Here is a 20,189-nt window from a genome sequence, read left to right as displayed (position 1 = left end):
GGAACGTTTACCTAAACGGTAAATATATAACGTACCTGATGCACAGGGTCATTACAGACGCGCCTAAAGGGTATTTCGTGGATCATATAGACGGCAATCCACTAAATAATCAAAGACATAATCTACGCCTTTGCACAAATGCCCAGAATTGTAGAAATCGAGGCGCTCCAAAAGGTAATACTTCGGGGTTTAAGGGAGTGACTTGGAACACTTGGAACGGCAAATGGCAGGCTCAGATTGGTAAGGATTATAAAAGATACCACGCAGGTTACTTTGAGAGTCCATCCGAAGCAGCTCGCGCTTACAACGCTAAAGCCACAGAGTTATTCGGAGAGTATGCGCGACTAAACGTTATTCCCGATGACTGTACGGTTTCCCTCGTAGCGGCAACGTAGTAAATGAAGGAGGTTACGGAATGAGTCGGAGTTTCATCGCAATCAACCGTAATACGAACGCGATATTAACGTCCGGTGCCGGCGTTTACTCGTATGAATCGAGTGCTCGCCGCGGTATCGGTCAGAACGTAAGTAGCCAAGACCGCGCGGATTACGTAATTATCGAATTGACGGCGGCCGATATCGCGAAGTTACTCGCGGAAAAAGGAATCGGAGAATAAAAATACGAATATGGAGGCGATTTAATGGCGTTAACTCAGCCGAAGAAACTCGAATTAATCACGAAGCACGGACGTAAGTTTGCCGCTAAGCCGAACGGAAGCACGCCGGTATTAGAAGGCGTACATTATGCTGCAGACGGCTCCGTAGTCGTAACGGATCGCCACAAGATGCTACGGATTGGCGGCGCACATAGTTTCACGGAGCCGTTCACGTCTCACGCCGTAACCGGATCGCCAGTTGACGGCACTTATCCGGATACATCGAAGATTATTCCGACGGAGTTTAAAGCGGAGATAACGCTGATTGAATCCGGAATCAAGCGTACGGACTTAAAGGACGCAATCGCTCGCGTTAAATTGGCGGTTGACGTTGCGAAACTGGCCGGAGATAAATCATACGTCGCGAAACTGTCTTACGTAGGTGCGTCCGTCACGTTGTCGGTTAAGAGCGATGCTCCTGGCGTATCATTCTCAGCGGGAATAAGCGCGGACATAAGCGGTGCCGACGAAACAGTATCGTTTAACGCGGAGTACTTACTAGCGGCACTCAACGTATTCAAGGACGCAGGATCAGCGCGCATTACGATCGGATTAATCGGACCGATGACGCCTATCTTATTGCGCGATGAGGAAAACGGAATTGACGTTATCGTACTTCCGTATCGGAGGTCAGCGTAATGGAGCGACTGCATACGATGCCCGCCGATATCATTACGTATCAATGTCCGAAATGCCAACGCAAGATACGCGTCCTGGCGGATGAGGTAAATGACCACGGGTGCATCTGCGGATGGGAACCGGAAGACGAACGTGAGTTTAACGAAGAGTTATGCGAAACAATCGGCTCTTACGTCAAGGACTGCGTAGAGCGCGGACTTATCCCGGACGCGTTCGCGTTTAGTACGATTCATCTGCGCGATTATGGACGCGTTCCTGGCGAGGTAATCGACGCAATTATAACGGAGGAGTTGGTGAAACATGCGCGTAATTGAAACGCACGCTATCGGAACGGATTATGAATACGAAGGTAAGGGTTCAATTACGGTTACGGTCGAGGATGGCGCAGGAAACCGCAGGAGCGCCGATATTAGCGCAGGTGAGCCGGAAGACGCAGTATTCTTCCGCGATTTAAACGGCGCGTATAGTATCGCCGATCTCGTTAAGATTGCGTACGAAGCCGGCAAACGTGGCGAATCGTACGAATACGAGTTTATCGATGAGAATGCGGAAGAAGACGAAGAGGAGGCGGTTTAATGGCGCTTTACCGTAAAAAGCCGGTTGTTATCGAAGCATTCCGTTATTGGATCGAGGGTCGTCCGGATTGGTTTTGCGATAAGGTGACGACTAACGAAATCATAACGTATCCGACGCATTGCGTTATCAATACGTTAGAAGGCGTTATGCGCGGAGAAGTCGGCGATTACATTATCCAAGGCGTTCAAGGCGAGATTTATCCGTGCAAGCCCGATATCTTCGCGAGGACGTACGACTACGTTAAGGAGGCGATTAATTGAGCGGATTATTCACACGGATAGGCGCGGAAGTACATGAAGTCAGCCGTCAGGACATCGCTAATCGTATCGCAGCGGATTTCGAGGCGTTCCTTAACGCATGGCACGCCAGCAACGAAGTCTATGACAATCCGTTAGACGCGCAGATTCACGAATGGTATGCGCAGGCTTTACGCGGCAAGCAGTTATTTCCGCCGAGAGATGCGCCGTACTTTTCGCCATCCTCCGCAAATAGCGATCCGCGCGAGCTATATGAAAAGATGCGCGGAGCCAAGAAGGACGTAAGCGGTCGCCCCCCGTATCAAGGACGCTGGGTCCGCATAGGGACCGCAATTGGAGACGTAATCCAACGCGACATCCTATTCGCGGAGAAACATTACGCTAAAGCAATCGGTCAGGCACCGCGATTCAAATTCGAACGCACCGCTGATGGACGTCCGATGTTCGAGGACTTCGCGAAGGTAGCCGCGCCAATTACGCATAATAAACGTCGCTTTTACCTCTACGGAACATGTGACGGAATCATGACGTATCGCTCCGATGACGGCGAGCTAATCCGCGTTGGACTCGAAGTGAAATCGAAGCAGACTACGTTTTCGCAGACGTCCGAATATAGCCAGCGCAGCGGTCCGAAGGAAGACCACGTTAAGCAATGCGTCTGCTATTCGCTCATGTACGGTAACGCGGCTGAGCCTATCGATTATTACGTCATCCTCTACGTTAACGCATCGAAGAAATCGTGGCAAATGAGTGACGAGGACTTCGCCAAGAGTCCGGACATCAAGGCGCACGGTATCGCGATAACAGACGGAATGCGTACGGAGTTGCTTGACCATCTAGCGGGCATCGTAGCCTCGGCGGAAATAGGTAATCCTCCGGCGCTCGACATCGGCAAATGGACGTTCAATAATTTTAAATCAACGTGTGCTAAAGCGCTAACCGACGAAGAAATGGCGGTACTCGAACGCCAAGTAGACGCGATGAACCGGTCAGGACTTCCGGACTTTAAGAAGCGCCAGTTTGCGGAGGCATTCGAAGATATTACGAGATTGCGGACGGAGGTGACTGCGGTATGAACGAACAATTGGCGCGTAATATGATTTCTTTAGGTGCGTTGATAGGATTAGCCATCGCGGAGGGAATCAAGACGGACGTAATTTTCACAACGGAAGAACTAAATACACTTAACACGATTATCGACGATATTCCGATTCCGGACTCTGACGAAGATGACGGACGAGAAAATACCGTCCTCCTTAAGCGTATGATACGCGAAGCTGCGGAGCCATTCGGAATACAGGCGGAGGTGATTGCGTAGTGGAAATACGAATCGGAGCATGCGGTGCGTGTGGAGAAGCGATACACTACCGCTACCCGTGTAAATGTCGGCGTAATGCTATACCGAAAGTAATAACACTCTGTGGATCAACGAAATTCAAAGCCGAGTTTGAGGCGGAAAATAGAAGGCTAACCTTAGCCGGAAACCTCGTTATATCGGTCGGAGTTTTCGGACACAGTGATGGCATTCAGTTAACCACACAGGAGAAGGAGTTGCTCGATAACATACATTTACGCAAGATTGATCTCGCGGACGAGATTCGCGTCATTAACGTAGGCGGATATATCGGGTCTAGTACGAGTAAGGAGATAGAGTACGCGATATCCAAAGGCAAACCGATCTCTTACTTGGAGGTGAGCGCTCCTGCCTCCGAATAAACCGGAACGGAAACCTAAAGCGGAAGTAACGCGCTATCTCGGACTCGATCTATCACTATCGCCCGGCGCGGCGTGTATCGCCGTTAAGAACCGCATACCAACGCTCATCGCCGCCGATTCCGTAGCGACATCGAACGCCGATAACGATGCCATTCGGTCACACACGGTCGAATCGTTCATCGCGCAATTCATATATACGCATCGTCCGGCTTTACCGCTTAGATTTGCCGCAGTCATCCGCGAGGACTTTACGTCCGGACGTAACAAGCGCGCTACGCAAACGATATTCAGCGCGTGGGCAGCATCGGACAGAGCGCTCCATGCGTACGGATACGGTATTGATGCGGAGATATCACCGACGTCCGTCAAGAAAATCGTAACGGGTAACGGTCGCGCGGAGAAGCCGGAAGTTGCGGACCATGTGCGGAGGATTCTGCGGTTAGGCGCTGATCACACGTTTAAGTCCGGTTACGACGATAGCGATGCGCTCGGCGTTTGCCTGGCGTACTTAATCCGCGAGGAGTTGATCGACGTATGTTAAACGGTCCAGTAGGGAAGTCGTTCGATTTAGCGCTATTTTTCGGAATACCTACGATTCTTATCGCAATTGGCGTAGTCATCGGGTACGTAATATGGGGATGAACGTAGCTGATTACGAATTTACCCGCAAGATAGCGCAGGGTCACCGTACCGAACTAGCGCGTATCGATTTCGCGATCGCCATGCGTACGGCTGACGTAAAGGCGCTGAGTGAACGCAGGCTCCGTATCGCGGAGGAATTAGAACGGACGGAAATTAAACTACGAGGAGCTGACGCATATTAACGCTAAAACGCAATTATTAACGGACTCATTTATCGAAGGATATCCGGAGTTTCCGGAAGAGATGAACGCGCTTGGCAAATTCGTTTACCTACGTACTTACTCGCGATTCTTACCCGCTGAAGGACGCCGCGAAAACTGGCGTGAGACAGTCCGACGCGCTACGGAATATAACGTACAGCTCGGCGTTAAGCATATGGATCGTATCGGCTACGGCGCGGATATCGAGTGGCACCGGAAGGAAGCCGAGTTACTCTTCGATAATATGTTCCATCTGCGGCAGTTTTTGAGCGGACGGACGCTGTGGGTCGGCGGCGCTGAGAACGGAGTAGCGGACAAGTATCCGTTAGCTAACTTTAATTGTTCGTTCATTAACGTTAAGTCGTGGGCGGATCTCGGCGATTTATTCTACTTGCTGCTCGTAGGAACCGGCGTCGGATTTAAGTGTACGAAGGAGTTCGCGGCCAATCTTCCGCCGATCCGTACGAATACGACGCTGCTCCATTCGGAATACGCGCCAGTTCCGAAGGCTGCCCGTTACGAATCGACGCAACTACGCGATATGGCGAACGGTTACGCGAAGATATACGTAGGCGATTCGAAGGAAGGGTGGGTCGATAGCCTACGCGTTTACCTCGATATCCTGACGAAGCCAGAGTACGAGCATATTCACACCGTTAAGATTTCGTATAACAGCGTACGTCCGAATGGCGAGCGGTTGCTTACGTTTGGCGGTACGGCTTCCGGACACGCACCATTACAGGAGATGTTCGACGGAATCGACGCGGTTCTCAAGAATACGATTGATCCGGCGCTGGCTCCGCTTGAAGACGCTAAATTATTCGACGGGACGACGCTAGATGGCGCAAAATTCAGCCTGTTCAACTCGGCATATCGCCGCGTCCGTCCGATTCATATCCTTGATATCGGCAACTTAATCGGTAACAACGTAGTCGTCGGAGGTGTACGGCGGACAGCGGAGATTTTCCTTATGGACGCGGACGATTACGAATGTATCTTCGCTAAGTACGGACTCAACGGCATTTGGGACGCGGAGAAGCATAGCGCAGTTATAGCGAAGACGCGAGCGCTCGGACTCGAAAAGGAAGCGCAATTCCTCAAAGGATTACCGTTAAACGATCCGAATGCGCGTCCGTTACACCATCGGAGGATGTCGAATAATTCGATCGCGTTTACGGAGAAACCGCAGCGTGAAACGCTGAACCTCGTATTCGAGATGATGCAGGCGGAAGGCGAGCCGGGTTTCGTTAACCTCGAAGAAGCGCGTAGAAGGCGTCCGAATGCGGAGGGGCTCAATCCTTGCGCTGAAATACTGCTCGATAGTTACGGCGTCTGCAATTTGACTACGATCAATATGACCGCGTTCATCCGAGACGCATACGGTGTTAACGGAATCCGAAAGGTTATCGATGACGTAGCGCTAGACGAAGCGCAGCGTCTATCCGCGCGGGCTGGATTGCGTATGACACTTGCGGAGCTTGAAATTCCGCATTGGAACGCTGTACAGCAGCGCGATAGGCTACTCGGAACATCGCTTACCGGCGTTAAGGACGCGCTCGCTAGCGTTGAGGCTACGGAATTTCACGAGTCGGGACTACTGAAGATGCTGGGCGATACGGCGCGGGATGAGGCGGACGCCTACGCAAAAGTCCTCCGCGTGAGCTCGCCATTACTCGTCACAACGGTAAAGCCGGAGGGTACAATATCGCAAGTCGCTGGCGGAGTTTCGTCCGGACTCCATTGGTCGCACAGTCCGTTTTACATTCGCCGTATCCGTATCAACGCAACCGATCCGTTAGCAAAGACGGTAATTGCGCTAGGCTGGACGGTTAGTCCCGAAGTCGGTACGCCTGGCGGCACGCACGAAGAACGCCTGGCAAACGCACGAACGCTCGTTATCGACTTTCCAGTATCGTCCGCAGCCAAGGAAACGAAAGACGACGTTTCAGCAGCGCGCCAACTCGATACGTACTTTACGTTCCAGCGTCATTATACGGAGCACAACTCGTCCAATACGATAACGGTGCGTCCGCATGAATGGGCGGAAGTCGAAGCGATTGTCTACGAAAAGTGGGACGAGTTTACCGCGGTATCTTTCCTCGCGTTGGACGGCGGTTCGTACGAGCTGGCTCCGTATGAAGCTTGCGATGAGGCTGCGTATAACGCGCTGAAGGCGTCGATGAGACCGTTTGACGCAGGTCTCTTACGGGAGTTCGATACGGCGGGGCTGTCCGACTTAGACGGTGCTGACGGGTGCGAAGGCGGAGCGTGTCCGATTAGATAGAAAAAGAAGCCTTAAATCAGGCTTCGATTATAAACGGTTTATTAGGCTTTGCGAGACGCCTTAGCAAAATAGCTTAAATCAGGCTTCTTAATACGCACTACTACCGGAGGGATACCCAAGTTTACGCCTTCGACCATGTTCCATAGAGTTTTGATAAGCCCCACCCCCAAATATTTAGTTTTTGCTAAGATACTGCGTTCGCAAGACGAATCCGACTCGCAAAACTAATAAACTTTATATAGGTAATATATCACAATATTCCCAATTAGTCAATACGGAGGTGTTTACGGATGGCTATACCGAAACGCAACCGCAGTCAGATCGAACGTATACGCGCCATCCGTAAGCATCCGCTTTTACAGCGTTATTCCGAACTAGATGACGAAGCCGCAGCAGTATTTGATTCGCAAGTGTACGGAAACGACCGCAGCGGCAACGTAATAGACGCCGCCAGACAGCGGGCTGCGCGAAACAACGAAGAGGCCGCGTATTAATACATGAGGAGGCGTTAATATGAGCGTAGTAATTGCGTTAGTCGTCGGACTTATACTCGGATTCATACTCGGAGCGATAGCGGATCAGTGACCGCTGATCTAATAGCGCGCCGTCGACGCCAGATTTTCGTACATTCCGCGATTTACTACCGGCTCGGAACGTCGGTCATCGATGACGCTACGTTCGACCGTTGGGGACGCGAGTCGAGTTGCAACGTGTGTCTACGGTCGAAAGCGCAGCGGCTCCGTTAGCTTCCGAGTTTGACGGATGGGACGGAACAACGGGCTTCGACTTAGGAGGGCGTTCATCCGCGGAAGTTAACGAGTGGGTTATGCGGAAGGCAGCGGAGTTGATTCGGATTAACGAAAATATGACGAAGGAGTGACGCGAAATGGGCGAAAGTATTAACAATTTCATTGCGGATCATATTTCGGATAATGACGGCGAGGACGTAATTGCGGCAGTTTGCGAAGCCGTGCGGAATACCTTCGGAGTTAAATGCGATTACGCTTATGCAGGCGGATTCGACAGTCCGGGATACGCCGTTAGTTGTTACGCAATTGCGTTTATCGAATTGAACGGAGAGATCGATATCTACACGCATGAATACGTAATTTGTTAAGGAGGTGTCCGAATGTTAAACGTTAAAATCCGCAAGCTCCACGAAGCCGCACAAATACCCGCTTACGCAACGGAAGGAGCCGCAGCGTTTGATCTCGTAGCGGTATCCGACGCCATAATCGCACCAGGCGAGACGGTTAAAATTCCGTTGGGGCTCGCGTTCGAAATACCGGCCGGTTACGTTATGATCGTCGCTATGCGGTCGGGCATCGCGCTGAAGACGAAGCTACGGCAGCCAAACGGTGTAGGCGTTATAGATTCAGATTACCGCGGAGAAGTCGCGATGATGTTCGATAATATAACGCCGATTGATTACGAGTTAGATAGCGACTTTGATTACGAAACTGGCGCTTACACGGATTATAAACTACGCGAATCAGCGCCTTTCGCCGTAACTATCGATGGAAAAGAATGCTTCTCTTGCGGAGCTAGTGGCGCAGTAGTCATCCGCGCCGGCGATCGCGTCTGCCAAGCGTTCATCCAACCGTTGCCGCGCGTAGCATTCGTTGAGTCTGCGGAATTAAGTGAGACGGAGCGAGGGGCTGGCGGATTCGGCCATAGCGGTGTGAGAACGGAGGTGGGCGTGTGAACTTTGTATTACCTGTTGTTACCGGAGCTATTACGATGACAATCGCGGCATTTGTCTTCGACGCAAGCGGCGCTGAAATCTATATCACGGGACTAGTCGGAATGCTGCTCGGAAAGGAGGACGCCAATTGAACGTTAAGCTAATCGCACACACGGCGCTATCGGACGATTTCTTACGAGACATCCCGTCTACATTCGTAAATGGTGAGATACCTACGAACGATCGCGCCGCCGTCGCACTTACCGCTATCCGTACGTGTTACTCCGCGAACAAACCATCCGAAATCGTTGCGCTAGAAGGCGCTAAGTACTTCGGTCAATCTGCGTCAGACGGCGAATCCGGTACGGAAGCCGACCGCTTGTTCCGTCACATCGTCCGATCCGGTCACGCTTCAACGCTTGAACATTTGACGTACACATTCGCCATCGAAGGCGTATCGCGTTCCTTACTCGCGCAGATTACACGTCACCGCCAGCTATCGTTCAGCGTTCAGTCGCAGCGCTACGTTAAATTCGGTAGCAACGATAAAAGCGGCGGCTTCGATTACGTTACGCCCCCGTCAATTGGAGATACGGACGGCAATACGTACCGCGCTTACACTGACGTTATGGAAACGTTGCAGGACGTGTATGATCGCTTACGAGCCGCAGGAGTTACCGCTGAAGACGCGCGCATGGTTCTCCCGAACGCAGCCGCAACGAATCTCGTCATGACCGGTAATCTGCGGGCGCTCATCGAATTGTACGGCAAGCGTAACGAGCGGACGCACTCACAGTGGGAGATCGCAGCTTTGGCGGAATATATACGCGAAGAAGTAACGAAGGTTGACGCGTGGTTAGCGCCGTTTTTCGAATAACAAAACGATGAGGAGCGTGTTTATATGACGAAAATTAATAACGCGATTACAGTATTAGCGGACGAAACTTTGGGGAACGCAGTCTTGCGGGAATATACGGAAGTCAAACGTGCGGCGGCGGTCGGTGAACGGATTAAGATTATCGCTACGGATCAACGAATTCCTATCGGTACTATCGCAAAATGTACGGTAGCCGACCAATTTACCGACGGTTCGATCGATACGGATACTCCGTTTCCGGGCAGTGAGCACGACGGATTTATCGACGCTGAACGGACTGAATACGTTGTCCTTACGCCATCCGACGTTATTCGCATCGACGATAAACGTTATCGCCTCGTCGAACGTAAGGCTAACGTTGGGGATACGGTGCTTATCGTCAATGCCGTAAATGACGCGAGGGATGATTACGGATATGGGAACGGTGAGACTTACGTAGTTATGAAGATAGGCGGAGAGTGTCCGGAAATCTGGCCTGACGATACGGAGAGTAGCGAGATATATTTAGAGCGCGAAGAGTACAGCGTAATCGAACCGCTAGTTAGTCGGATACGCGACGTGCCTACGGAAGCTGCCGCAACATCTACGCCGATCGACACAGCCGCCATCATCGCGCAGGTATCAGCCGTTTTCGCGGAAACATTCGCAAAAGTCGGCGTAAGGTTGACGCAGATTGAACGCATCTTACAGGCGAAGGAAACACCGCTAATCGTTACGACTCCGGAAACTATCGCGTCTTTCAATGAGCATTATCCAACACGTGACGACGTTATCGAGCGTGCGAAGGCGGACATCGAAAACGTTAAGACTCCGTGGAAGTCGGTTGATAATTCGCCGCAATATTTCGTCAGCAACAGGGTTTGCGATGTTGAGTTCATCGTTAATCGTGATAAACGTACGGTGGTCGCTCTATTACGTTGGAGATATAATGGCGCGATACAGTCGCGTGGTAAGTCCCGTTGTGCGCGAGGCGACGTGTTCAACGCTTCCATAGGGCGCGCGGTCAGCCTTCGGAGGGCGCTCGGGCTAGAAGTCCCGGCGGAATATACGGACGCGCCACAACCTACGGAACCGCGCGTAGGGGACGTTCTCTACTGGCGGAGACAGGGCGAAACGTACCGAATCGACGGTATCAACGGGTACTATTACGATTTTACGTTGTTGCCATCGGGGGAAAAGTACACCGGAGTTCCGTATCATTACGGAGTGCCGACGGATAATGGTAACACGTCAATTATCGACGATTCGCGGGAGGAACCGGAGGTGAGCGCCTAATGACGTTACTTAACATCGCGCTAACAGGCGCTCTCCGTTCCGGAAAGGACGCGACCGCCGCGTATCTCGTACACAAATACGGATACACACGTTTCGCGTTCGGCGACGAGCTGAAGCGCTATGCTAACGAAATCTTCGACGTAGAGCCAAACGCTAAGCCGCGCGAACTGTACCAGTTTTTCGGCCAAGCGATGCGCGAACGCGATCCGGACGTATGGGTCCGCAAATGCTTCGGTAAAATCCGAATGGCTTCGTACGCACACGACCGCGATCTAGCGTTAGAATTTACGGACAAACCGTTTCGCACCGTTATCAGCGACCTCCGCCAGCCTAACGAGTATGAACGTTGTCGCGCTGAAGGATACGTAATCATCCGCGTTAAAGCAATGGATGGCGTCCGTATCAACCGCGCAGTCGAGTCGGCGGATACTTTCACGCTTAACGATTTAACGCACGATACGGAAAGCCATACGGACGGGTTCGCGGTTGATTACGAGGTAACGAATGATGGGTCGCTGGCGGAGTTATATGCGCAGGTTGACGAGATTATGGACGGACTAGTAGCGAATAGGTAACGCTATTACTCCGCCACGAATACGAGCCATCCGTCCTGCTCGCTTGCGAACACGTAGCGCCGGCTTTCCGCTGCTACCCGCGTACGGTGGAAGAACGGACGCGCCGATACGTAGCCTCGTTTATCAATCGTAGCAGCCGTCGGGTCATTGGCGGTCGCCGCCCGTTTAATCGCGATAGCTTGCGCACCGGAATCGTAGCCGAGCGTGACGCGTCCGCCTTCCTTCAATTCGTATAAATCGACGATGTCCGCGGATAAACGTAGGCGCATCTGCTTATCGGTCGCTACGAATAGCGTGAGGACCGGAATAGCTTCGATATTAAAGCGTTTTTCGTTCAACGTGGTCAGCTCCGTTCAATTAACGTTCATATAACGAAAGTATAACGCATTTGTAGCGAAAATTCAAACGGAAAGTAGGCGGTCAGTATCGGTAAAGCCGATCGTAAACGATGGGACGGAAACGTACGCTCAATGGCGATCATCGGTAAGGATCGCGCAGACATAACGGAGGAGGACGTTGAGTTTCTCCGCGCAAACTATACGTCGGCAGGCGGTTTGATTCCGAACGCATACAGTGGGGGCGCGTTCTTTACTCCGACACACGTAGCGCGATTCATCGTAGAAGCGTTACGCGGTCTATCCGGCGGTTCATTTGCGGAAGGAGCGCGCTTTCTAGAGCCTTCGTGTGGCAGCGGTGTGTTCCTTGAACACTTGCCGGAGGATGGCGAGGTTACCGCGCTCGAACTTGATGAGACTTCCGCAAAGGTAGCGTCATTATTGTATCCGGCAGCTAACGTAATCCTAGGCGATGCGTTTCTCCACGACCGACGCGATTACTACGAATACGTTATCGGAAACCCTCCGTATGGCGTTCCGATCGATATCGCTGCGGACGAGCTGCCTGACGGTTTCGCTACGTTAACGACCGCTAAGGGACGCGCGAAAGGAAAGTCTGAATCAGCGTTTATCGAGCTCGCGATTAAAGCGACTAAGCCGGGCGGTTACATTGCGTTCGTGCTTCCGAAAGGCATCGGATATAACAGCCAAGCCGCTAAAGTCCGCGATTTAATCCGTGAAACGTGCTGGCACGTGGCGAGCGTAGAGTTGCCGGGTACAACGTTCGCGCACGTAGGAACAACGATATCAACGGACATCCATATTCTGCGGAAGGTAACGCCGAACGCGCGGAAGGTCTACGTTAAATACGGACAGCGTGGTAACGGTCGCTTTCCGGTCGATATCGTTGAACAGATGGATGAAAGTGCGGCAGACACGGTTTGGTACGAAGGGCAGCCGCCTGTCTTCCACGTTGCGATTACGGACATTGGCTACGATAAGGACGGCAAAAGTACGGATAAATACGGCGACGGATTGACGCAACTTGACGAAATACTCGAAGCGTTCACGGATACGTTGGTCCGCGAAAATTGCGATCCGATAGCGCCGGTTAATGGTGCCAGCCACGCGCTCAACGTTAAAGTACCTCCGCACGAAGATTGGCGTGTTAAAGCCGGTCTTTACGCGTATTGGAACGTGTTAACGCTCGGACGCGGTGAAGAAATAAACGGAGAATCTTCGTTCGACTTCGATTGGCAAGACCTGATTGTGACGCAATATAACGAAGGGAGGCGTTAAGAAATCCGAAAGTATAACGTTACTCCACAGTTGTCACCGAACGGATTGACAGCGGTAGAGTTTTACGCTGGCGGCGGGCTTCAATCCATCGGGGTTAAGGCGGCAGGCTATCGTATGTTAGCGGCCTACGAATGGGATAAAAACGCATTAGCGGCATATCGCCACAACCACGGCAGTTGCATCGTTCAACGCGATATAGCGATGATGAAAGCCGCCGAAATACCGGACGCTGATACGTACATTTTATCTCCGCCGTGCCAAACGTGGTCAGTCGCGGGCAAGCGCGCAGGACTCGGCGATAAACGCGGTAAACATATGCTCCGGTCAATCGCGATTCTAAGCGTTAAGCGGCCGCCGTCTTTTTGGATTGAAAACGTTAAGGGTATGTTATCGAAAAAGTTTGCGAAAGTATTCGATAGATTTATACGCAGACTCTCCCGTTACTATAACGTTTCTTATCGAATTGTTAACGCATGGGATTACGGCGTAGCTCAGCGGCGAGAACGCGTGCTCATCGTGGGCATACGGAAGGATCGCGGGTTTACGTTTAAGTTCCCGGAAACAATCGCAGCGGATCACCGTACGCAGACCTTACGCGATGTTATCGGAGATTTGCCGGCTCCTAACGCCGATGAACGAAATCCGCAAGACGGTCGCTACTCATCGCAGTATTTATCGAGAAACCGCATTGTAGCGTGGGATAAGCCGGCATTTACCGTTTTGACTAGCGCAAGGGACGCGTCAATCCATCCTGGCGACGGTTCCTTCGATATGGACGACGTGAGAAACGGAACGGCAGGCGACCGCAGGTTTACCGTCCGTGAATGTTTGCGGATTCAAAGCGTGCCGGATTCGTACGCGCTTCCGTCGGAAATCCCGATATCAGCGCAGTACCGCATCGTTGGAAACGGCGTAGCATCGCGAGTCGCTTACGTTTTAGGCGCAGCATTAGCGGAACAGTTGAACGAAAATAAAACGGAGGTGTCCGCTATATGACGTATCAAATCACCGATTCACGCGCAGTTAAAGCGCTATTGTCCGCACGCCACGAAATCGCCGAAGCCCGCGGTCACGATACGGACGCCAGCGCTACGATTATCGACTTGCATACCGCGATTGATAGCGCCGGTCTTACGGATCGCCAAGCGGAATCGATAGCGTGGGTGTACGGCGTCGGCGTCGACCAAACGGCAGCGGCGCGCATTATGGGGATATCGCAGAAGAACGTATCAGCGCATATTGAGGTCGCGGCGCAACGGATAGCGGCGGTATTTAAACGGTGGGAACACGTAGCTGTAACGAAGTCAACAACGAAGGAGGTCGCGAATTGACGAAAAAGCTACTCGGCGATATCGAATTAAACCGGATATATCAGCGCGACTGCATCGAGGGAATGCGGATGATTCCGAGTGAAACCGTTGACTTAGCGATAGTCGATCCACCATATGGTATTAACTTCCATAGTAATTACCGTAAATCTTCTATGCTTAAGACGACGGGCGGCATCGCAAACGACGGAATAGATAACGCGGGCTTCCTTGCGGTCGTTATCGATGAAATATACCGCGTATTGAAGCCGAACGCTCATATATACTGGTTTACGCGATGGGACAAGGTAACGGAGCAACAGCCGCTATTAGAGCGCCAATTTACCGTTAAGAATTCGCTTATTTGGATGAAGAATAACTGGTCGATGGGCGATTTATTCGGAGCCTATGCCGGTCAGTACGAAAATATCCTATTCGCGCAAAAGGGTCGGCGGTTATTAAACGAAGTTGACGGAAGAACGCGCCATGCCGACATACTGCAGTTTGACCGCATATCGCCGAACAAACTCCGTCATAGCCACGAAAAGCCGGAGGGGCTTATCGAATTCCTTATACGCAAATCATCCGCCGTCGGTGACGTAATTCTAACGCCGTTCTGCGGTTCCGGTACGGATTGCGTAGCTGCAGCGAAAACGGGGCGCGATTTCATATCGTTCGAACTCGATGCGGACCACATAACAACGGCGAACAAGCGCCTGGACTCGATACCAACAACGGAGGTGAACGCCATATGACGTATTCATTCGATATAGAAACGGATTATAAACTAGCGTTCATGGTCGCGGTCAGCTCGTTAGTATCCGCCGTCATTACACCGCGTTCTGACCGCGTATTAGCGGTTTCGGCGTTAATAGACGCCTACGTACGGGACATCGGCAAAGCGCCTGATTCCGCGCAATTAGAACGCCTGGCGGACGCGTTGTTATACGAGGAATTGACGGACCCCGACCCGTATAAAGTCGCGCATGAAGATCGCCCTATTTTGGGCGATTTCCAGTTTGTGTCTCGTAGAAAGCGTGAGGTGCCGCTAGAGTACGTTAGCGAGGTTACGGGATGCAGCGTTGATACTTTATTCTACGATACGCCGGAGTTGCGGCTGCAGTCCGAAATTGACATCGAAAGCGAGAGGTATCACGGAATTAACCGTAGCCAGCCTGTGGTTGCTTATAATTTGCGCGATCAAATGGGGGAGGACACTTTTCGCGCAGCTTACCCAATAACGCCGCCGCATCCATACGCTTTATTTCGCGGAATAGAGCATGCGGAGTGGTCCTTATGTGTGCGTAAGCGCGATAAGTTTACGTGTCAGAAGTGTGGTAAGCGCGGACCGAAGGGGATGCAGGCTCATCATATCGAGTCTTATAACACAGCTCTAGACCTGCGATATGACGAACACAACGGGATAACTTTATGTAAAAGTTGCCATAGTGAATTTCATTCCATTTACGGAAAAGGTCATAATACGCGAATACAATTAAACGAATGGATGGGAGGCCACTATTATGAACTTTAGACAGCGGTTTTCTGCCAAAGTGGACTCTTTTATTTCTAATCTTATAGAGGATCGCGATGAGCGTATCTTGGCTGTGCAAGAACTCATCGAGGAATACACGGTTACTAATGGACAAGCGCCTGTCTATGCTGAACTAGAGCGCCTTGCTGACGCCATTTTGAATGAGGAGCTAACCGACACCGCGAAGAACAAGATATCTATAACCGAGTATCCATTCTTAAGCGAAAGGCAGTTCGAACGCCGATACGAACGCGAATATTCACTGTCTCTAGCGGACACATATGACAGCGAGGGAACTAATCGCGCAAAGCCGGAAAAACGACGTCGTACGGCGAAGGAGAATAGATTCGTCGATAAACTAGCGATAGTAAAGAACCGTAGACGAAACGCTCGGTACAGGCGCGATACAAGCGTCGGAGCGCTAATCTCGTATAACTTACACGTTACAGGCGGGGAGTTGCCGGAGCCATTTACGGAATGCGCTGGAATAAGCGAGAGGGCGCGTATGATGGCGGATAGCACCGAATACTGCGCTATTTGACAAATTATTTCGGCTACACCGTATATTCCGTTAACAAATGTGGCTACGGAGGTAGAAGCCCTTAAGGGTTAACTCAAACGCAGCAGGACGCCATCATCAGCGGGCGTCTTTTTTGCGTTGTCTTAAACGGAACTAGCGCGGCCACGCGAAAGAGGCGATCCCTACGCCTTTGTTCCGTTCGATTCGCTTTTTAACGGGGGAACAACGATACATATACGAAAAGGGGACGGTTAAATGAGTAACGTAATCGATACGCAAACAGGCGAAATTATAGATGAGGTAAATAGCGGTCATTTCCGCAATGGGACGGACGATACAGTTAAAGTCGCGATCGACGTTAAGCCAGGCGAAACGGTCCGTCCATATAAAGCGCGTAAGTTTTCGAAGTCCGCCGAGTTTACGATGGTATTCCACGGCAGCACACGCGAACTAGTCCGGAAGCGATCGTTAAGTGACGATGAGAAATCGTTGTTATTCTCGCTGCTCATATACTTAGACTACGACCAATACGCGAAAGACGAATCAGCGTTCTTTTTTAACGTTAACCGTATCGCGGAATTAATGGGGTGGAGTCGAGCGCGTGCTGGGCGCGTATTGGAATCGTTGTGCTCACCGAATAAGAAGCTGCTCGGCTATACGACCGTCGGGAAAGCGAAGTATTACATGATGAATCCGAACTTTATTTACCGCGGAGATACTAGCGGATTACAGTCGGCTATACGCATGTTTGAACAATCAGCGCTTGATGACGAGTAGTAACGGAGCATTCTAATGTAACGCTAGCGGTACGTTAATGTAACGGTAGCGTTACATTAGAAACGTCAAGAATGGCGTAGTGGCGCGGTTTCTAGCGTTTCTCTCTTCTTATCCCTAGAAAGAACGGATAATTACGATATTGGAGCGAGAGTTAACGTCGGGTAGCGCTATAATCGTCTTCGGCTAAGAGCGAGCCTTGACGAACACAAGCGGGCAACGGCGGCCCTTTGTGTAACACGTATAACCTTTATCGCGTATTCACTAACCGCTTAATTATTACGCGGATTAATAAATAGTCTGTGACGGCAGCGCCGGAACAGGTGAATTGGACGGACGCTATTCCCGGACAAGAGGGCTCTTATCCCTTATGTTCCCGTAGGATGTCCACATCCAGCGTGAACCTACGTAATAGCATCTGCACCCTAACGTTAACAAACGCTCATGTAACGTAGTCCCTAAACCATACGTCTATGCGCGTATATATTAGAAGGAACGCGTTTAGCGGTACATAACGTAGGGGGCTACGATTTCTTACGGTGATATCGGTACATAACGTAGGGGGCTACGTATGAGTGCCTATCGTATGCGTACGTACGGGCTACGTGTGAGTCCGTATGTACTACGGCTGAGCGTCTCTGACCGGACGAGCGCGCTGGACTCAAGGGGTACGTAAAAAGACGGCTTATTTCGCAGCCGCCCGTTCCTTTATCGCGCGATATAACGTTGCTTTTGTGACTCCGGTCGTTTCCGTTATCTCAGCGACGGTAGCCGCTTTAGCGTCATACATCCGAAGAGCCTGCGTTACCTTCTTAGCGTCCGTCTTAGGGCGTCCACCGTTGCGTCCACGCGCTCTTGATGCGGCTAAGCCAGCGTTAGTACGTTCAACGATTACATTACGCTCGAACTCGGCGAACACCGCCAGCATGCCGAACATGGCTTTACCGGCTGCCGTAGTCGTATCGATGTTATCGTTGAGGCTAACGAATTCAGCGCCGTGCTTTTGTATATCGCTAATCGTTGATATCAATTTAATCGTCGATCGCGCTAAACGGTCAAGCTTATAGACTGCGAATACATCGCCAGGACGTAACGTGTCCATAGCGCGCATTAGTTCGATACGGTCGTCCTTAGCGCCGCTTGCCTTCTCCGTGAATATACGTTCACAGCCGGCAGCCTGTAGTGCGTCGAGCTGTAAGTCTAACGATTGATCCGCCGTACTAACGCGTGCATACCCGATCTTCATACGTATCGCCTCCGTTATCTTATTGATGCTATCGTATCATAAACACGTACGTTTACGCAATTATGAATATGTAACGGGTATTGGTACGGTATAGACGCGGCAAAGCGTGGTACAGCGCACGGTTTCACAACGTTCCGTATACGATGGTTTATGGAACGCACATGAACGGATGTAATATCGACGATGCCTACTTACGTTAACGCGGTGAAGCGATACCCCCAACGCCCCCGTCCGATTCATGCGCGACTGCTGTCCAGAATTAGCGTATCATTTTTCTAACTCGGGAGGCGATAGGTTGACGGTTACTGAGCGGGAATGTCGGTCATGTCACGGAAAATCTCCGGAGGTTAACTTCTCCGCACATCATAAAACGTGCAACAAGTGTCGCAACTCAAATAACCGGGCGTATCTATCCGAATATGGACGTAATCGTCGCGCGAATCAAACGGACACTGACCGCGAAAAACACCGTCTCAGGACGCGCTCCGACCGCGAAGCTAACCCGCAGCTTACGTTCCTATCGACGTCGCAGTATCTAGCGAAGAAAGCCGGAGTCTTCTCGGATTTAACGAAGGAAGACGCTCTCGACATATATGAAACGCCGAATACATGCGCTTATTGCGGTAAAGTTTGCGATCCGACGGCTAAACGCGCTATTCACATCGATCATATCGTACCGATGTCGCAAGGCGGTCATAATAGCCGCTGGAATCTCATTAAAGTTTGTATCAGTTGTAATACGTCGAAAAGCGGTCAATCATTACGCCACTTCTACGCGATAACGGAATCATTCACGGAGGAACGTTACCTGGCGGTCATTTCCGGCATGGTTGAGCGTTCACATCGTTCCGCTACGGAAATAGACGCGATCTTAACGCAGTCGCACGAATTTGAAGCGTCATTCAATCGCGAACGCGAGCGGCTTATGGCGCTATTGTCCGGTTAGGTAATTTTAACGTAATCTCGACCGCAAATTAGGCGTTTTGTAGCCTCGTAGGTATAAACGCTCGTCTAACGAATAAACACGCTTATTTCACGTCAATTAAACGGAAGGGGATACGTTATGTCTAACGGAACTAACGCTAAGAAAAAGGCGCTCGAAGCGAAGCTCGACGGTCGCCAGATAAGGGCGGCTCTATTATGCGTTCAACGCGAATTTGTACCGGAAGAAGACGGCCGCAAGTCATACGAAGAAATCGCGGCTGAAATCGGGGTCACGCGGCAGTCTTTATACGAATGGCGTACGCAAAAAGCACCGTTTATCGAGTACGTTAATCTACTCGCGGACGATTTCTTATCCGCCGAGCGTGCGTTCGTCTACCGCCAGCTCATGAAAACGATTAGTGGTGCGCAGCCTTCAATAAAGGGTATCGATCTCTTTTTCAAGCGGCACGGTCTCATTACGGAGCGGCAGATCGTCGAAACGAAGGAAGCCGGCTCGTCCGGTAGTAACGCTGACATCGCGAATGAACTAGCGGAGATCGACGAATTGTTAGCGGATGATAGCGAATGAGCGAGACAGCCGAGTTTATCGTTGTTCTCGTAGATGACCTGAGTACGCAGCGCGAGATAAATGGCGTATTCGAGCTGCTCACGACGCCTAATTTTCGCTTAGTTGCTTACGCGAAGGGGAGTCAAATGTGCGGAGTTAACCACCGAGGAAGACGGCCGACGCTAATCATCGACGCGATTAAGGAACGAGAAGGTTACGGAAACATAACTTTTGACGAATGGTACAGTAATTGCGTACTACCAAGCGCCGTCCGCGCTAAATTAATAAAACTGAGATGAAGG

The 20,189-nt window shown here is 51.2% G+C and carries 31 protein-coding genes and 1 pseudogene; 30 read left to right on the top strand and 2 right to left on the bottom strand.

The features are described 5' to 3' along the window. Positions 1-38: 38 nt before the first annotated feature. The 20 genes and pseudogenes from G9U52_RS41685 to G9U52_RS15040 all read left to right on the top strand — a co-directional run. Positions 39-137, top strand: a pseudogene (locus tag G9U52_RS41685) (HNH endonuclease); the annotation flags it as partial. 60 nt (positions 138-197) lie between these two features. Then, positions 198-395 (top strand): AP2/ERF family transcription factor, encoded by a 198-nt coding sequence (locus G9U52_RS41680; RefSeq protein ID WP_375790260.1) that lies wholly within the window; start codon positions 198-200, stop codon positions 393-395. 20 nt (positions 396-415) lie between these two features. Next, on the top strand, positions 416-616 hold the full coding sequence (locus tag G9U52_RS15120; protein WP_166150954.1) for a hypothetical protein: 201 nt from the start codon (positions 416-418) through the stop codon (positions 614-616). A gap of 24 nt (positions 617-640) precedes the next feature. Continuing rightward, positions 641-1,294 (top strand): beta clamp domain-containing protein, encoded by a 654-nt coding sequence (locus G9U52_RS15115; protein ID WP_166150952.1) that lies wholly within the window; start codon positions 641-643, stop codon positions 1,292-1,294. Then, positions 1,294-1,608 carry a hypothetical protein gene (locus G9U52_RS15110; RefSeq protein WP_166150950.1) on the top strand — a complete coding sequence of 105 codons (315 nt, stop codon included), beginning with the start codon at positions 1,294-1,296 and terminating at the stop codon, positions 1,606-1,608. Before G9U52_RS15115 ends, G9U52_RS15110 begins: the two co-directional genes overlap by 1 nt. Further along, positions 1,595-1,870, top strand: coding sequence for a hypothetical protein (locus tag G9U52_RS15105; RefSeq protein ID WP_166150948.1), 276 nt, complete (start codon positions 1,595-1,597; stop codon positions 1,868-1,870). The genes G9U52_RS15110 and G9U52_RS15105 overlap by 14 nt, the downstream gene beginning before the upstream one ends. Next, positions 1,870-2,130 (top strand): hypothetical protein, encoded by a 261-nt coding sequence (locus G9U52_RS15100; protein WP_166150946.1) that lies wholly within the window; start codon positions 1,870-1,872, stop codon positions 2,128-2,130. The genes G9U52_RS15105 and G9U52_RS15100 overlap by 1 nt, the downstream gene beginning before the upstream one ends. 437 nt (positions 2,131-2,567) lie before the next feature. After that, positions 2,568-3,203, top strand: a complete 636-nt coding sequence (locus tag G9U52_RS40005; RefSeq protein WP_243767356.1) for a hypothetical protein — start codon at positions 2,568-2,570, stop codon at positions 3,201-3,203. Continuing rightward, entirely contained in the window at positions 3,200-3,445 is a 246-nt protein-coding gene (locus G9U52_RS15090; protein ID WP_166150942.1) for a hypothetical protein, read from the top strand. Before G9U52_RS40005 ends, G9U52_RS15090 begins: the two co-directional genes overlap by 4 nt. Further along, positions 3,445-3,843 carry a hypothetical protein gene (locus G9U52_RS15085; RefSeq protein ID WP_311764871.1) on the top strand — a complete coding sequence of 133 codons (399 nt, stop codon included), beginning with the start codon at positions 3,445-3,447 and terminating at the stop codon, positions 3,841-3,843. Before G9U52_RS15090 ends, G9U52_RS15085 begins: the two co-directional genes overlap by 1 nt. Next, a complete protein-coding gene (locus G9U52_RS41675; protein ID WP_166151794.1) occupies positions 3,830-4,384 on the top strand; it encodes a crossover junction endodeoxyribonuclease RuvC in 555 nt (184 codons plus the stop codon). The genes G9U52_RS15085 and G9U52_RS41675 overlap by 14 nt, the downstream gene beginning before the upstream one ends. 344 nt (positions 4,385-4,728) lie before the next feature. Next, positions 4,729-6,969 carry a ribonucleotide reductase barrel domain-containing protein gene (locus G9U52_RS15075; protein WP_166150940.1) on the top strand — a complete coding sequence of 747 codons (2,241 nt, stop codon included), beginning with the start codon at positions 4,729-4,731 and terminating at the stop codon, positions 6,967-6,969. A gap of 290 nt (positions 6,970-7,259) precedes the next feature. After that, the gene (locus G9U52_RS15070; protein ID WP_166150938.1) at positions 7,260-7,463 is read left to right on the top strand and encodes a hypothetical protein; all 204 of its coding nucleotides are present in this window, start codon (positions 7,260-7,262) and stop codon (positions 7,461-7,463) included. 209 nt (positions 7,464-7,672) lie between these two features. Beyond that, the gene (locus tag G9U52_RS15065) at positions 7,673-7,849 is read left to right on the top strand and encodes a hypothetical protein (protein ID WP_166150936.1); all 177 of its coding nucleotides are present in this window, start codon (positions 7,673-7,675) and stop codon (positions 7,847-7,849) included. Between the two features lie 6 nt (positions 7,850-7,855). After that, a complete protein-coding gene (locus G9U52_RS15060; protein ID WP_166150934.1) occupies positions 7,856-8,086 on the top strand; it encodes a hypothetical protein in 231 nt (76 codons plus the stop codon). 12 nt (positions 8,087-8,098) lie between these two features. Continuing rightward, positions 8,099-8,674, top strand: a complete 576-nt coding sequence (locus G9U52_RS15055) for a dUTP diphosphatase (RefSeq protein ID WP_166150932.1) — start codon at positions 8,099-8,101, stop codon at positions 8,672-8,674. After that, the gene (locus G9U52_RS40900; protein ID WP_279538643.1) at positions 8,671-8,805 is read left to right on the top strand and encodes a hypothetical protein; all 135 of its coding nucleotides are present in this window, start codon (positions 8,671-8,673) and stop codon (positions 8,803-8,805) included. Before G9U52_RS15055 ends, G9U52_RS40900 begins: the two co-directional genes overlap by 4 nt. Continuing rightward, the gene (thyX, locus tag G9U52_RS15050; RefSeq protein WP_166150930.1) at positions 8,802-9,530 is read left to right on the top strand and encodes an FAD-dependent thymidylate synthase; all 729 of its coding nucleotides are present in this window, start codon (positions 8,802-8,804) and stop codon (positions 9,528-9,530) included. Before G9U52_RS40900 ends, thyX begins: the two co-directional genes overlap by 4 nt. A 24-nt stretch (positions 9,531-9,554) precedes the next feature. Continuing rightward, positions 9,555-10,805, top strand: coding sequence for a hypothetical protein (locus G9U52_RS15045; RefSeq protein ID WP_166150928.1), 1,251 nt, complete (start codon positions 9,555-9,557; stop codon positions 10,803-10,805). A gap of 191 nt (positions 10,806-10,996) precedes the next feature. Beyond that, on the top strand, positions 10,997-11,380 hold the full coding sequence (locus G9U52_RS15040; RefSeq protein ID WP_243767355.1) for a nucleoside/nucleotide kinase family protein: 384 nt from the start codon (positions 10,997-10,999) through the stop codon (positions 11,378-11,380). 5 nt (positions 11,381-11,385) lie between these two features. Here G9U52_RS15040 and G9U52_RS15035 read toward each other — a convergent pair whose 3' ends face one another. Further along, positions 11,386-11,718 carry a hypothetical protein gene (locus G9U52_RS15035; protein ID WP_166150924.1) on the bottom strand — a complete coding sequence of 111 codons (333 nt, stop codon included), beginning with the start codon at positions 11,716-11,718 and terminating at the stop codon, positions 11,386-11,388. Between the two features lie 132 nt (positions 11,719-11,850). Here G9U52_RS15035 and G9U52_RS15030 point away from each other — a divergent pair, with 132 nt between their 5' ends. From G9U52_RS15030 to G9U52_RS15000, 7 genes are all read left to right on the top strand, one after another. Beyond that, positions 11,851-13,014 carry an HsdM family class I SAM-dependent methyltransferase gene (locus tag G9U52_RS15030; RefSeq protein WP_166150922.1) on the top strand — a complete coding sequence of 388 codons (1,164 nt, stop codon included), beginning with the start codon at positions 11,851-11,853 and terminating at the stop codon, positions 13,012-13,014. A 30-nt stretch (positions 13,015-13,044) separates the two neighbouring features. Continuing rightward, positions 13,045-14,010: a DNA cytosine methyltransferase gene (locus G9U52_RS15025; protein WP_166150920.1), complete on the top strand. Its 966-nt coding sequence runs from the start codon at positions 13,045-13,047 to the stop codon at positions 14,008-14,010. After that, positions 14,007-14,345, top strand: a complete 339-nt coding sequence (locus G9U52_RS15020) for a sigma-70 RNA polymerase sigma factor region 4 domain-containing protein (protein WP_166150918.1) — start codon at positions 14,007-14,009, stop codon at positions 14,343-14,345. Before G9U52_RS15025 ends, G9U52_RS15020 begins: the two co-directional genes overlap by 4 nt. Continuing rightward, positions 14,342-15,076: a DNA-methyltransferase gene (locus G9U52_RS15015; RefSeq protein ID WP_166150916.1), complete on the top strand. Its 735-nt coding sequence runs from the start codon at positions 14,342-14,344 to the stop codon at positions 15,074-15,076. The genes G9U52_RS15020 and G9U52_RS15015 overlap by 4 nt, the downstream gene beginning before the upstream one ends. Beyond that, positions 15,073-15,855, top strand: a complete 783-nt coding sequence (locus G9U52_RS15010; protein ID WP_166150914.1) for an HNH endonuclease — start codon at positions 15,073-15,075, stop codon at positions 15,853-15,855. The genes G9U52_RS15015 and G9U52_RS15010 overlap by 4 nt, the downstream gene beginning before the upstream one ends. Further along, a complete protein-coding gene (locus tag G9U52_RS15005; protein WP_166150912.1) occupies positions 15,845-16,396 on the top strand; it encodes a hypothetical protein in 552 nt (183 codons plus the stop codon). The genes G9U52_RS15010 and G9U52_RS15005 overlap by 11 nt, the downstream gene beginning before the upstream one ends. A gap of 234 nt (positions 16,397-16,630) precedes the next feature. Then, positions 16,631-17,152: a hypothetical protein gene (locus G9U52_RS15000; RefSeq protein ID WP_166150910.1), complete on the top strand. Its 522-nt coding sequence runs from the start codon at positions 16,631-16,633 to the stop codon at positions 17,150-17,152. 682 nt (positions 17,153-17,834) lie between these two features. On the opposite strand, the gene G9U52_RS14995 is transcribed toward G9U52_RS15000, so the two are convergent. Continuing rightward, positions 17,835-18,395, bottom strand: a complete 561-nt coding sequence (locus G9U52_RS14995; RefSeq protein ID WP_166150908.1) for a recombinase family protein — start codon at positions 18,393-18,395, stop codon at positions 17,835-17,837. A 238-nt stretch (positions 18,396-18,633) separates the two neighbouring features. Here G9U52_RS14995 and G9U52_RS14990 point away from each other — a divergent pair, with 238 nt between their 5' ends. The 3 genes from G9U52_RS14990 (at position 18,634) to G9U52_RS14980 (ending at position 20,186) form a co-directional block, all read left to right on the top strand. After that, the gene (locus tag G9U52_RS14990) at positions 18,634-19,341 is read left to right on the top strand and encodes an HNH endonuclease (RefSeq protein WP_243767354.1); all 708 of its coding nucleotides are present in this window, start codon (positions 18,634-18,636) and stop codon (positions 19,339-19,341) included. A gap of 117 nt (positions 19,342-19,458) precedes the next feature. Beyond that, positions 19,459-19,908, top strand: a complete 450-nt coding sequence (locus tag G9U52_RS14985; RefSeq protein WP_166150904.1) for a phBC6A51 family helix-turn-helix protein — start codon at positions 19,459-19,461, stop codon at positions 19,906-19,908. After that, positions 19,905-20,186 carry a hypothetical protein gene (locus G9U52_RS14980; RefSeq protein ID WP_166150902.1) on the top strand — a complete coding sequence of 94 codons (282 nt, stop codon included), beginning with the start codon at positions 19,905-19,907 and terminating at the stop codon, positions 20,184-20,186. The genes G9U52_RS14985 and G9U52_RS14980 overlap by 4 nt, the downstream gene beginning before the upstream one ends. The last annotated feature ends 3 nt before the right edge of the window (positions 20,187-20,189 follow it).

The sequence above is a fragment of the Paenibacillus agricola genome (genome assembly GCF_011440305.1).
Classification (GTDB): domain Bacteria; phylum Bacillota; class Bacilli; order Paenibacillales; family NBRC-103111; genus Paenibacillus_S; species Paenibacillus_S agricola.
The sequence above is the reverse complement of the archived record's forward strand: the minus strand, read 5'-3'. Positions and strand labels throughout refer to the sequence as shown.

What these genes read in the sequence shown, in the direction of transcription:
- G9U52_RS15070 (WP_166150938.1), top strand. Translation starts at nt 7,260, where the DNA reads ATGGCTATACCGAAACGCAACCGCAGTCAGATCGAACGTATACGCGCC.
- G9U52_RS15115 (WP_166150952.1), top strand. Translation starts at nt 641, where the DNA reads ATGGCGTTAACTCAGCCGAAGAAACTCGAATTAATCACGAAGCACGGA.
- G9U52_RS15010 (WP_166150914.1), top strand. Translation starts at nt 15,073, where the DNA reads ATGACGTATTCATTCGATATAGAAACGGATTATAAACTAGCGTTCATG.
- G9U52_RS14990 (WP_243767354.1), top strand. Translation starts at nt 18,634, where the DNA reads ATGCGCGACTGCTGTCCAGAATTAGCGTATCATTTTTCTAACTCGGGA.
- G9U52_RS14985 (WP_166150904.1), top strand. Translation starts at nt 19,459, where the DNA reads ATGTCTAACGGAACTAACGCTAAGAAAAAGGCGCTCGAAGCGAAGCTC.
- G9U52_RS15020 (WP_166150918.1), top strand. Translation starts at nt 14,007, where the DNA reads ATGACGTATCAAATCACCGATTCACGCGCAGTTAAAGCGCTATTGTCC.
- G9U52_RS15100 (WP_166150946.1), top strand. Translation starts at nt 1,870, where the DNA reads ATGGCGCTTTACCGTAAAAAGCCGGTTGTTATCGAAGCATTCCGTTAT.
- G9U52_RS40005 (WP_243767356.1), top strand. Translation starts at nt 2,568, where the DNA reads ATGTTCGAGGACTTCGCGAAGGTAGCCGCGCCAATTACGCATAATAAA.
- G9U52_RS15005 (WP_166150912.1), top strand. Translation starts at nt 15,845, where the DNA reads ATGAACTTTAGACAGCGGTTTTCTGCCAAAGTGGACTCTTTTATTTCT.
- G9U52_RS15045 (WP_166150928.1), top strand. Translation starts at nt 9,555, where the DNA reads ATGACGAAAATTAATAACGCGATTACAGTATTAGCGGACGAAACTTTG.
- G9U52_RS14995 (WP_166150908.1), bottom strand. Translation starts at nt 18,395, where the DNA reads ATGAAGATCGGGTATGCACGCGTTAGTACGGCGGATCAATCGTTAGAC.
- G9U52_RS15105 (WP_166150948.1), top strand. Translation starts at nt 1,595, where the DNA reads ATGCGCGTAATTGAAACGCACGCTATCGGAACGGATTATGAATACGAA.
- G9U52_RS15040 (WP_243767355.1), top strand. Translation starts at nt 10,997, where the DNA reads ATGCGCGAACGCGATCCGGACGTATGGGTCCGCAAATGCTTCGGTAAA.
- G9U52_RS15110 (WP_166150950.1), top strand. Translation starts at nt 1,294, where the DNA reads ATGGAGCGACTGCATACGATGCCCGCCGATATCATTACGTATCAATGT.
- G9U52_RS15120 (WP_166150954.1), top strand. Translation starts at nt 416, where the DNA reads ATGAGTCGGAGTTTCATCGCAATCAACCGTAATACGAACGCGATATTA.
- G9U52_RS15055 (WP_166150932.1), top strand. Translation starts at nt 8,099, where the DNA reads ATGTTAAACGTTAAAATCCGCAAGCTCCACGAAGCCGCACAAATACCC.
- G9U52_RS15000 (WP_166150910.1), top strand. Translation starts at nt 16,631, where the DNA reads ATGAGTAACGTAATCGATACGCAAACAGGCGAAATTATAGATGAGGTA.
- G9U52_RS15075 (WP_166150940.1), top strand. Translation starts at nt 4,729, where the DNA reads ATGAACGCGCTTGGCAAATTCGTTTACCTACGTACTTACTCGCGATTC.
- G9U52_RS15090 (WP_166150942.1), top strand. Translation starts at nt 3,200, where the DNA reads ATGAACGAACAATTGGCGCGTAATATGATTTCTTTAGGTGCGTTGATA.
- G9U52_RS15060 (WP_166150934.1), top strand. Translation starts at nt 7,856, where the DNA reads ATGGGCGAAAGTATTAACAATTTCATTGCGGATCATATTTCGGATAAT.
- G9U52_RS15030 (WP_166150922.1), top strand. Translation starts at nt 11,851, where the DNA reads ATGGCGATCATCGGTAAGGATCGCGCAGACATAACGGAGGAGGACGTT.
- G9U52_RS14980 (WP_166150902.1), top strand. Translation starts at nt 19,905, where the DNA reads ATGAGCGAGACAGCCGAGTTTATCGTTGTTCTCGTAGATGACCTGAGT.